Annotated in this window: 10 protein-coding genes; 1 reads left to right on the forward strand and 9 read right to left on the reverse strand. The window is 71.7% G+C overall.

Annotated features, from left to right (window positions below):
• From hfq to dusB, 9 genes are all read right to left on the reverse strand, one after another.
• Nucleotides 1-264: RNA chaperone Hfq (hfq, locus tag L2I40_RS12040; protein ID WP_237215199.1), on the reverse strand; the 264-nt coding region annotated here is incomplete at its 3' end.
• Between the two features lie 62 nt (nucleotides 265-326).
• Nucleotides 327-998: an HAD family hydrolase gene (locus tag L2I40_RS12045; RefSeq protein ID WP_237215200.1), complete on the reverse strand. Its 672-nt coding sequence runs from the start codon at nucleotides 996-998 to the stop codon at nucleotides 327-329.
• A 147-nt stretch (nucleotides 999-1,145) separates the two neighbouring features.
• The gene (locus L2I40_RS12050; RefSeq protein ID WP_237215201.1) at nucleotides 1,146-2,018 is read right to left on the reverse strand and encodes a D-amino-acid transaminase; all 873 of its coding nucleotides are present in this window, start codon (nucleotides 2,016-2,018) and stop codon (nucleotides 1,146-1,148) included.
• A gap of 189 nt (nucleotides 2,019-2,207) precedes the next feature.
• On the reverse strand, nucleotides 2,208-3,614 hold the full coding sequence (ntrX, locus tag L2I40_RS12055; RefSeq protein WP_237215202.1) for a nitrogen assimilation response regulator NtrX: 1,407 nt from the start codon (nucleotides 3,612-3,614) through the stop codon (nucleotides 2,208-2,210).
• Entirely contained in the window at nucleotides 3,604-5,847 is a 2,244-nt protein-coding gene (locus L2I40_RS12060; protein ID WP_237215204.1) for a sensor histidine kinase NtrY-like, read from the reverse strand. The genes ntrX and L2I40_RS12060 overlap by 11 nt, the downstream gene beginning before the upstream one ends.
• Nucleotides 5,844-6,131 (reverse strand): hypothetical protein, encoded by a 288-nt coding sequence (locus L2I40_RS12065; RefSeq protein ID WP_237215205.1) that lies wholly within the window; start codon nucleotides 6,129-6,131, stop codon nucleotides 5,844-5,846. The genes L2I40_RS12060 and L2I40_RS12065 overlap by 4 nt, the downstream gene beginning before the upstream one ends.
• Before the next feature lie 13 nt (nucleotides 6,132-6,144).
• A complete protein-coding gene (gene ntrC / locus L2I40_RS12070; protein WP_237215206.1) occupies nucleotides 6,145-7,623 on the reverse strand; it encodes a nitrogen regulation protein NR(I) in 1,479 nt (492 codons plus the stop codon).
• Complete coding sequence (locus L2I40_RS12075) at nucleotides 7,620-8,771, reverse strand: two-component system sensor histidine kinase NtrB (protein WP_237215207.1); 1,152 nt, start codon at nucleotides 8,769-8,771, stop codon at nucleotides 7,620-7,622. The genes ntrC and L2I40_RS12075 overlap by 4 nt, the downstream gene beginning before the upstream one ends.
• Nucleotides 8,771-9,838: a tRNA dihydrouridine synthase DusB gene (gene dusB, locus L2I40_RS12080; RefSeq protein ID WP_237215208.1), complete on the reverse strand. Its 1,068-nt coding sequence runs from the start codon at nucleotides 9,836-9,838 to the stop codon at nucleotides 8,771-8,773. The genes L2I40_RS12075 and dusB overlap by 1 nt, the downstream gene beginning before the upstream one ends.
• 120 nt (nucleotides 9,839-9,958) lie before the next feature.
• Between dusB and L2I40_RS12085 the strand changes: the two genes are divergently transcribed.
• Nucleotides 9,959-10,170: 2-C-methyl-D-erythritol 4-phosphate cytidylyltransferase (locus L2I40_RS12085; protein WP_237215209.1), on the forward strand; the 212-nt coding region annotated here is incomplete at its 3' end.

Genomic DNA, 10,170 nt, shown 5'->3' on the forward strand with positions numbered 1-10,170 from the left:
CGCGGCCCCGGCCGCAGCCCCCTGCCCGGCCGTGCCCGCGTCGAAGAGCGAGATCGGCGCGCCCGGCATCACCGTGCTGATGGCGTGCTTGTAGACGAGCTGCGTATGCCCGTCGCGCCGCAGCAGCACGGAGAAATTGTCGAACCAGGTGATGATGCCCTGCAGCTTCACGCCGTTCACCAGGAAGATGGTGACGGGGGTCTTCGACTTGCGGACATGGTTCAGGAAGACGTCCTGAACGTTCTGCGACTTTTCGGCGGCCACGGAGGGTTGGTCCTTCTTGTTGTTGGCCTGCCGCGAGTGCGTCGCGCGCAGGTCCGACGATGTCAGCTTTCCAGAGGTCCGGGCGATCTGGCAAGGGCACCCAGATGCGCGGCGAGGGCATGCGCGTCGATGAAGGCCAGATCGGGTTGCGCCTTCGCCATGCCCCCGTCATGTCCGGCATCGCCGACCAGCACGGCCGTGCAGCCGGCGGCGCGCGCCGCCTGCATGTCCATCGCCGTGTCGCCGACGTACCAGACACGGGACCCGCCGGGCACGCCGCAGGCCGCGAGCGCGAGCCGGAACGGTGCCGGATCCGGCTTGTCCGATTCGGCGTCGCCCGCGCCGACCAGGCGCGCGAAGCGCGGCGCCCAGCCGAGATGAGCCGCTTCGGCGCGCAGCAGCGCTCCCTGCTTGTTGCTGATCACCGCCTGCGGCCCGACCGCCGCCGCGGCGGCAAGGGCGAGGGCTGCGCCCGGCATCGGCGCGAGCACCTCGAGGTGCCGCTCGCGGACCGCCGCATAGAAGACGTCGCGCGCCCGTTCCCATTCGGCGCCGAACATGGACGGGAAGGTGTCGCGCAGCGATCCGCGGACGCGCGCGAGCACGGTGTCGCGATCCCATTCCGGCATGCCGAAGTCGCGGAAGGTGACGTTCAGCCCATGCTGGATGGCCGCCCAGCCATCCACCAGCGTGTTGTCCCAGTCCCAGAGGATGCAGACCGGAGCCTCACGCATGAGGGCTGCCTCCGAGATCGCGGCATGCGGCGCGCGCCGAGGTCACGAAGCTGGCCCGCGCACAGACCCAAATGCGCGGCCGGGCGCGCCAGAGGCCCGCGCGAAGCCAAGCGGCCGAAGGCCGCGCCCGGCGTCCGAGAGCATCGATCAAGCCGCGTTCCGCAGGTCGCCCTTCACGTGACGCGCGAAGAGGTCGAAGAGGCGCCGTACCACGGGCCCCACCTTCCCATCGCCGACCGGCGCGCCGTCGATCTTCGTGATCGGGCGCACGAAGGAGGTCGCGGAGGTGATGAAGGCCTCCCGCGCCTTGCGCATGTCCTCGATCGTGAAGGGCGTCTCGTCCCAGGCGATGCCGGCGGCCTTCAACTCGGTCATCAGCGCGGCGCGGGTGCATCCGGGGAGGATCACATGGTCCTGGAAGCGCGTGCGGATCGCGCCGCGCTCGTCCACGATCCAGAAGGTCGTCGCGGCACCCTCCGTCACCACGCCGGTCGCCTCGTCGTAGAGGATCGCCTCGATCGAGCCCTTCTCCCGCGCGGCCTGCCGGGCGAGCACGTTGGGCAGCAGGTTCACGCTCTTGATGTCGCGCCGCGCCCAGCGGAGGTCGGGCAGCGTGATGCAGCTCGACTGCCACTTCTCGATGTCGGTCGGATAGGGCGGGATGCGCTTCACCGTCACGACCAGCGCGGGCGGCACCGGCTTCGCGGGGAACGGGTGGTCGCGCCGCGCGACGCCGCGCGTGACCTGCATGTAGAGCAGCCCCTCCGTCACGCGGTTGCGCCGCGCGACCTCGCGCAGCACCAGCCGCAGCGCCGCGCGCGACATCGGCATCGGCAGCCTGATCTCCTTCAGGCTGCGCTCGAGGCGGGCGAGGTGCAGGTCCTCGTCCACGTAGCGCCCGCCATAGAGATGCACGACCTCGTAGATGCCGTCGCCGAACTGGTAGCCGCGGTCCTCGATGTTCACCGCCGCCTCGGGCTGCCGGACATAGCGCCCGTTGACGTAAGCGATCTTGGACATTGGTCAGCCCCTCAGGCGCCGGGCGGCCGCTCCGCGGCTGCGCGCCGCAGGCGTGCCTTCGGCACGACGGCTTTCGCGCAGGCCGCGGTCGTGCCGGTTTCGGCGGTTGGTTGATGCGCGGCGCCCTTCGGGCGCTCGGCCGGCCTCGCCGGCCGCCCTTCCCTTCTGCTCGGCAATGCGCGCCATCGCTCAGTTGCTCGCCGCCGGCGCGCGGTCCTCGGCGTTGACGCCGAGGAACTTCAGCTTGCGGTGCAGCGCGCTGCGCTCCATGCCGACGAAGGCCGCGGTGCGGCTGATGTTGCCGCCGAAGCGCAGCAGCTGCGCTTCCAGGTACTGGCGCTCGAACAGCTCGCGCGCCTCGCGCAGCGGCAGCGTCATGATCTCGCTCGACCGGTCGAGCTTCAGCACCGCGGGCGCCGCGGCGCCGACCTGCGGCGGCAGGTGGTCGGGACGGATCGGCTCGCGCGCCTCCCCCGGCGCCATGATCAGCAGCCAGTCGATCAGGTTGCGCAGCTCCCGCACATTGCCCGGCCAGTCATAGGCCTGCATCGCGGCCAGCGCGTCCTCGGACAGTTCGCGCGGCGGCATGCCGGAGGTCTCGACCGACTTCGCCATGAAGTGGCGCGCCAGCGCCGGGATGTCCTCGCGCCGCTCCCGCAGCGACGGGATCTTCAGCGGCACCACGGCGAGCCGGTAGTAGAGATCCTCGCGGAAGCGGCCGGCGCCGATCTCGGCCTGCAGGTCCTTGCTCGTCGTGGCCAGGACACGGACATCCACCTGCACGCGCTGCGCGCCGCCGAGGCGCGTGAAGCCCTGTTCCTGCAGCGCTCGCACGATCTTGCCCTGGGTCTCGAGCGGCATGTCGCCGACCTCGTCGAGCAACAGCGTCCCGCCATGCGCGCGCTCCAGCACGCCCGCGCGCCGGGGCTGAGCATTGGCGTCGCTGCCGGCTTCGACGCCGAACAGCTCCTCCTCGAAGCGCCCGGGCGCGAGCGTCGCGCAGTTCAGCGCGACGAAGGGCCCGTCGCTGCGGCGCGAGCGCGCGTGCAGCATGCGCGCCGCGACCTCCTTGCCCGCTCCCGCCGGCCCGCTGATCAGCACGCGCGAGCCCGTCGGCGCCACGCGCTCGACCGCCTGGCGGAGCTGGGCGATGGAGGAGGAGACGCCGACCAGTTCGGTCTCCGCGCCCGCGCGCAGCTTCAGCTCGCTGACTTCCCGCTTCAGCCGCGCCGCCTCGAGCGCGCGGCTCACGATCAGCAGCAGCCGATCGGACTTGAAGGGCTTCTCTATGAAGTCGTAGGCGCCCTGCTGGATCGCCTGCACCGCGGTCTCGATCGTGCCGTGGCCGGAAATCATCACGCAGGGCACGCGCGGCTCCTCCTGGTGCATCACGCCCAGGATGCCGAGGCCGTCGAGCTTCGAGTTCTGCAGCCAGATGTCGAGGATGACGAGCGACGGACGACGGGCCCGGAACGCCGCCATCGCCTGGTCGGAATTCGCTGCCTGCCGCGTCTGGTAGCCCTCATCCGCCAGGATGCCCTCGATGAGCGCGCGGATATCGGGCTCGTCGTCAACGATCAGAATGTCATGCGCCATGCCCGACCCGTCCCAGCCCCAGAGCAGCCTCCTCGCGCCGGGCCTCGGGGGCCTCGGCGGGCAGGATCAGCACGGCCCGCGCCCCCGGTTCGTCGCCGCGGTCCTCGAGCGCCAGCCGCCCGCCATGGTCCTCCATGATCTTCTTGACGATGGCAAGGCCGAGCCCCGTGCCTTTCGCCTTGTGGGTCACATAGGGCTCGGTCAGGCGGGCGCGGTCCTCCCCCTCCGGCAGGCCGACGCCGTCATCCTCGACAACCAGGGCCCAGCCTTCCGGCACGGCCTCAAGGCGCAGCGAGATGCGCCCCGACTCCGCCTCCGCCCGCGGCCGCGCGGCGACCGCGTCGGCGGCGTTCTGCAGCAGGTTGGTCAGCGCCTGGCCGATCAGGCGCCGATCCGCGGGCGCGGCCGGCGCCGGGTCGGGGATGACAACTTCGTAACGTATCTCCGGATGCGCGGCCTGCTGCAGCACGAGCGCCTCGCGCATCACCTGGCCCAGATTCTCCGGCCGGATCACCGGCTGGGGCATGCGCGCGAAGGCCGAGAACTCGTCCACCATCCGCCCGATGTCGCCGACCTGCCGCACGATCGTGTCGGTGAGCGAGCGGAAGGTCTCGGGGTCGGTGGCGATCTCCTTCAGGTACTTCCGCTTCAGCCGCTCGGCGGAGAGTTGGATCGGCGTCAGCGGATTCTTGATCTCGTGCGCGATGCGGCGCGCCACGTCGGCCCAGGCCGCCTTGCGCTGCGCCGATTGCAGCTCGGTGATGTCGTCGAAAGTCAGCACGAAGCCGGCCACCTGGCCCTGCTGCATCTCGGCGCCGATGCGCGCGATCAGGGTCCGCCGGCTCGATGCCGGCCCGGACGGGATTTCCGCCATGCGCGGCCGCTCCGGCGCGGCGCGCGCCTCGGCGATCAGGGGCGCGAATTCCGGCACGACCTTCGCCAGCGGCAGCCCGATCCCGGCGTCGAGGTCGATCCCCAGCAGCTCCGACGCGCTGCGGTTCGGCAGGTTGATCCGCCCCTCCGCATCCAGCCCGACCACGCCGGCGGAGACGCCGGCCAGCACCGTCTCGGTGAAGCGCCGCCGCTCGTCGATCTGGCGATAGGCCTCCATCAGCTCGCCACGCTGGGCGGAGAGCTGGCTCGTCATGCGGTTGAAGGCGCGGGTCAGGGTCGCGAGCTCGTCATCCGCCGTGCCCTCCTGCACGCGGGTCGAGAGGTCGCCGGCCCGCACCTGCTCGGCCGCGGTGATCAGGCGGCTGATTGGGCGCGCGAGGCCGTTGGCGAAGACCAGGCCGACCAGCACGGCCGCGAGCAGGACCAGCAGCGCCGCGCAGGCGAAGACGAGCGCGAAGGTGATCTGCAGGCTGCCGCGGTTGCGGTCCAGCGTGTCGTATTCCTGGAAGGCCAGCTCGGTCCGCCGCAGATGTTCCAGGATCCCGGCATCGAGCGGCCGGCCGATGATCATCACGAGACCGGGCTGGATGTCGAGCAGGGCCATGGCGCGCACCCGCGCCTCGCTGTCGTCGGGCACCACCGCGATCTCGCCCTGGCGGAGCTGCTCCAGCGCCCAGGGGCTCGGAAGGTCGACTACCCCGCCGGAGACGAGCCCGGCCTGCGCGACGACCTGGCCGAGCTGCGGCTCGACGACAACGGCTTCGGTGAGGCCGCGGATCGTCGCCTGCGTCGCCAGCAGCCGCTCGAAGGCCTGGGGATTCTGCGGCAGGAAGATCAGCGCCGCACGGTTCAGGTCGGCCGCCATGGCCAGCGCGTCCACCCGGATCTCGTCCCGGTGCTGGTCGAGCCAGGCTCGGGAAGCGACGAGCGACGCCTCGAGCGTGGTTCGGACGCGGTCGCTGAACCAGGCCTGGATGCCGAGGTTGAAGAACACCGCGGCGAAGGCGCCGACGACCAGCGAGGGCACCACCGCCACCACGCCGAACAGCAGCACGAGGCGCACATGCAGCCGCGAGCCCGCGCTGCCTCGCCGCCGCTCCGCCCAGACCCGCACGATGCGCGTCGCCAGCGAGGCGAAGAGCAGCAGCAGGACGGTGGCGTTCCCCAGCACCAGGCCGACGATCTGCCCCGGGCTGGTGGGACCGAGCGGCGAGCCGCCGGCGAGCAGGACGAAGGTGAGCAGCCCCAGCAGCACGGCGGTGACCGCAAGGCCGAGCGTCATCGCCCGTCCGATCAGGAACTCGCCGATTCGCCCACGGCCGCTCGAGAAACCGCTCATCCGTCCTGGCCCCGGAGGATGGTGAGCGCCGTCCAGCCGACGCCGATCGCGATCAGCGCATAGCGCAGTCGCCGCATGTGCGGGGCGTCGAAGCCGCCGGACCAGTGCTCCACAAGGAAGCCGAAATGCACGCGTCCCTCCGGCCACAGCACATACCAGAGGAAGCGGGCGAAGGAGATGCCTTCACCCGAGGCCGCCCATGTGCGCCGCGCAAGGATGAACCAACCCGCCAGAGCAGTCAGGGCCCCGACGTCGAGGAGCAGCGACAGCAGGCCGGCACCCATCCGGCCCCGCCCCTCACGGCAGCCCGCGGACCACCGGCAGGTCGAGCTCGCGCAGCTTCTTCCTGAGCGTGTTGCGGTTGAGCCCGAGCATGGCCGCCGCCTTGATCTGGTTGCCCCGCGTCGCGCTGAGGGCGAGGCGCAGCAGCGGGCGCTCCACCTCCGCGAGCACGCGGTCGTAGAGGTCGCGGATCGGCATGCCGTCCTTGTGCGCCGACATGAACCCGGCGAGGTGGCGTTCCACGGATTGCTCGAGCGTCTCCGGTGCGCGCGGCGCCTCCTCGGCGGGGGGTGCCGCCTCGGCCAGCTCGTTCGCCACCGCATCGGCGCCGATGATCTCCTGCGGGTAGAGCGCCGCCAGGCGCCGCATGAGGTTCTCGAGCTCGCGTGCATTCCCGGGCCAGGGATGCGCCTTCAGCCGCTCCAGCGCCGCCGCATCCAGCTGCTTCGCCGGCAGGCCCGCGTTGCGCGCGCGCTCGAGGAAGTGGCGCGCGAGCAGCGGGATGTCCTCCACCCGCTCGCGCAGCGGCGGCAGGCGGATCGGCACGACGTTCAGCCGGTAGAACAGGTCCTCGCGGAACTGCCCGGCGCGGATCGCCTGGCGCAGGTCGCGATGCGTCGCCGCGACGATGCGGACATTGGCCTTGATGGGCTGTCGGCCGCCCACGGTGGTGAACTCGCCTTCCTGCAGCACGCGCAGCAGGCGGGTCTGCGCCTCGGGCGGCATGTCGCCGATCTCGTCGAGGAAGAGCGTGCCGCCGGCCGCCTGCTCGAAGCGCCCGACGCCACGGTTCAGCGCGCCGGTGAAGGCGCCGCGCTCATGGCCGAAGAGCTCGCTCTCGATCAGCTCGCGCGGGATCGCCGCCATGTTGATGGCGACGAAGGGGCCGCTGCGGCGCTTGCCGTAGTCGTGCAGCGCGCGCGCGACCAGTTCCTTGCCGGTGCCCGACTCGCCGGTGATCATCACGGTGAGGTCGGTGGTCGTGAGGCGCGCGACGGTGCGGTAGATCTCCTGCATCGCGGCCGACCGGCCGACGAGCGGCAGGCGCTCCTCCTGCTCCTCGCCCTCGGCGGCCGCGGCCGTGGTCGGCGCCGCGAGCGCCCGGCCGACGACAGCGAGCAGCTCCTTGAGGTCGAAAGGCTTCGGCAGGTAGTCGAAGGCCCCGCGCTGCGTCGCCTTCAGCGCGGTCGAGAAGGTGGATTGCGCGCTCATCACCACGACGCGCAGGTCGGGCCGCACCCGGCGGATCCGCGGCACGAGATCGAGCCCGTTCTCGTCCGGCATCACCACGTCGGTGATGACGAGGTCCCCTTCCCCGTCTTCCACCCAGCGCCAGAGCGTGGCGGCCGAGGAGGTCGCGCGGACGTGGTAGCCCGACCGACCGAGCGCCTGGCTCAGCACCGTCCGGATCGCGCGGTCGTCGTCGGCGACCAGGATGGTGCGCGTGACGGCACCGCCCTGGGCGGCGGCGGGCGGCGAGGCGAGGTCGCTCATGCGGTGGCTCCCTGATCGGCGCGGCGGGGCGGACTCTGCAGGTTGAGGCGGAAGGTCGTGCGGCCGGGCCGGCTGTCGCATTCGATCAGCCCGCCCTGGTCGGCGACGAGCTTGGCGACGAGGGCGAGGCCGAGACCCTGCCCGCCGCGCTTCGTCGTCACGAAGGGCTCGAACAGCGTCGCGCGCACCTCGTCCGGGATCCCCGGCCCGTTGTCGCGCACCATGACGGTGAGCGGCAGGTGCACGCGCTCCATGCTGCCCGGCACCGCGATGCGCACGCCGTGGTGATAGGCGGTGACGAGCTGGATCTCGCCCTCGCGCGCATCCACCGCCTCGGCGGCGTTCTTCACCAGGTTGAGCAGGATCTGCACCAGCTGGTCGCGGTTGCCCCAGACCGGCGGCAGCGAAGGATCGTAGTCCTGCACGATCCTGATATGCGCGGCGAAGCCCGAGAGCGCGATGCGCCGGACGTGGTCCAGCACCTCGTGGATGTTCACGCCGGCCATGTCGACCGGCCGCTCGGAGAACATGTCCATCCGCTCGACGAGGTTCTTGATCCGGTCGGCCTCGTCCTGGATCAGCAGGCAAAGCTCGCGGTCGGCCTCGCTCGCCCCGTGTTCCAGCAGCTGCGCCGCGCCGCGGATGCCCGACAGCGGGTTCTTCACCTCGTGCGCGAGCATCGCCGCCATCGCGGAGGCGCCGCGGGCGGCACCCCGGAAGTTCAGCTGCCGGTCGAGCATCTGCGCCGTCGAGGCGTCCTGCAGCGTCAGCACCACGCCGCCCGGCAGCTCGGGCAGCGGCGCGCCCTGCACCGCAACGCCGAAGCGGCGGAGCCTTGGGCTCTCCAGCGCGAGGTCGTGGTCATAGACCGGCGCATCGTGGCGCCGCACCTGGGCGATCAGGCCGAAGAGCCGGTTGTCGCCAGGCAGCAGGTCGCCCAGCGAAAGGCCGGTGAGGGAGGCGGCGGAGAGCTGGAAGAACAGCTCGGCGGCCGGATTGGCGAAGCGGAACCGGTCCTCGCCGTCGAGCACGACGGCCGCCACCGGCAGCGCGCCGAGCACGGCGGCCTCGCTCGGCGGCAGCACCGCGGCCGGCGGATGCGCGGCCACCGACGTGCGGGACAGCGGGTTTCGCAGCGCGCTGCCCATCACGCGGCCATCAGCGCATCGTCATTGGCCGCGTCGCGCACCGGCCGCTCCCGCGCCACGCCACGCTCGACCAGCGGCTCGTAGAAGCGACGGATCAGCGCGACGACCGCATCCGCGTCGTCGAGCCGGTTCACCTCGGCGCGGAACTCGGCGGAGCCGGGAAGCCCCTTCGAGTACCAGGCGACATGCTTGCGCGCGAGCCGCAGCCCGGGATCCCGCCCGTGATGCTGCAGCATCGCGTCGTAATGGGCGAGCAGCGTCGCGAGCTGGTCGGCAAGGTCCGGCTCCGGGCCCAGCACGCCGGTGCGGAGATACTCGGCCACGACGCGCGGCAGCCAGGGGCGGCCGTAGCAGCCGCGGCCGATCATCACGCCGTCGGCGCCCGAACGGCGCAGCGCCTCCGCGGCATCCTCCGGCCCCAGGATGTCGCCGTTGACGATGACCGGGATCCGCACGGCCTCCTTCACCTGGCGCACGAAATCCCAGTCGGCGGTGCCGGTGTAGAACATCTGCCGCGTGCGGCCGTGGACCGTGACCATGCGGATGCCGCACTCCTCGGCGATCTTCGCCAGCCGCGGCGCATTGAGGCTCTTGTGGTCCCAGCCCATGCGCATCTTGAGCGTCACCGGGACGGACACCGCCTTCACGGTGCCTTCCAGGATGCGCGCCGCGGCGATCTCGTCGCGCATCAGCGCGCTGCCCGCCTGCTGGCCGAGCGCCACCTTCTTCACCGGGCAGCCGAAGTTGATGTCGACGATCGCCGCACCGCGGTCCACGACGAGCCGCGCCGCCTCGCCCATCACCGCCGGATCGCAGCCGGCGAGCTGGACGGAGGACGGCGCGCCGAAGCCGTCGACCTCCGCCATCTTCAAGGTGTTCCGGTTCTCCCGGACCATCGCGTTGGAGGCGATCATCTCGGAGACGACGAGGCCCGTGCCGAGGCCGCGCGCGAGTCGCCGGAACGGCAGATCGGTGACGCCCGACATGGGGGCCAGGATGACCGGCGTCTCGATGCGGGCGCCGCCGAGGTCGAGCGGGCTGAGCGCCGGAGGCGGAATATTGCTCATGATTTGTGCGATCTATCCCGATCCGACCCGATCGTCCATCTCTTCCGGCGGCATATGCCGCATTTCACGGCACCACCACCCTCCCTCGCGGCGAACGGGCCGGGCGTCTAGCATCGCGGCATGACCACCATCGCCCTGCTGGTCGCCGCCGGGCGCGGCGCGCGCTTCGGCGCCGGGACCGCCAAGCAGTACCTGCCCCTGCTCGGCCGCCCGGTGCTGCGCCACGCGGCTGAGGCGCTGCTCCGCGAGGGCGGCGTCGACGCCATCCAGCCCGTCAGCCCGCCCGGCGAGGAGGCCGCGCTCGCCACGCTGCTCGAGGGCCTGCCGATCTG

The sequence above is a fragment of the Falsiroseomonas oryziterrae genome (assembly GCF_021864505.1).
GTDB classification, from domain to species: Bacteria; Pseudomonadota; Alphaproteobacteria; order Acetobacterales; family Acetobacteraceae; genus Falsiroseomonas; species Falsiroseomonas oryziterrae.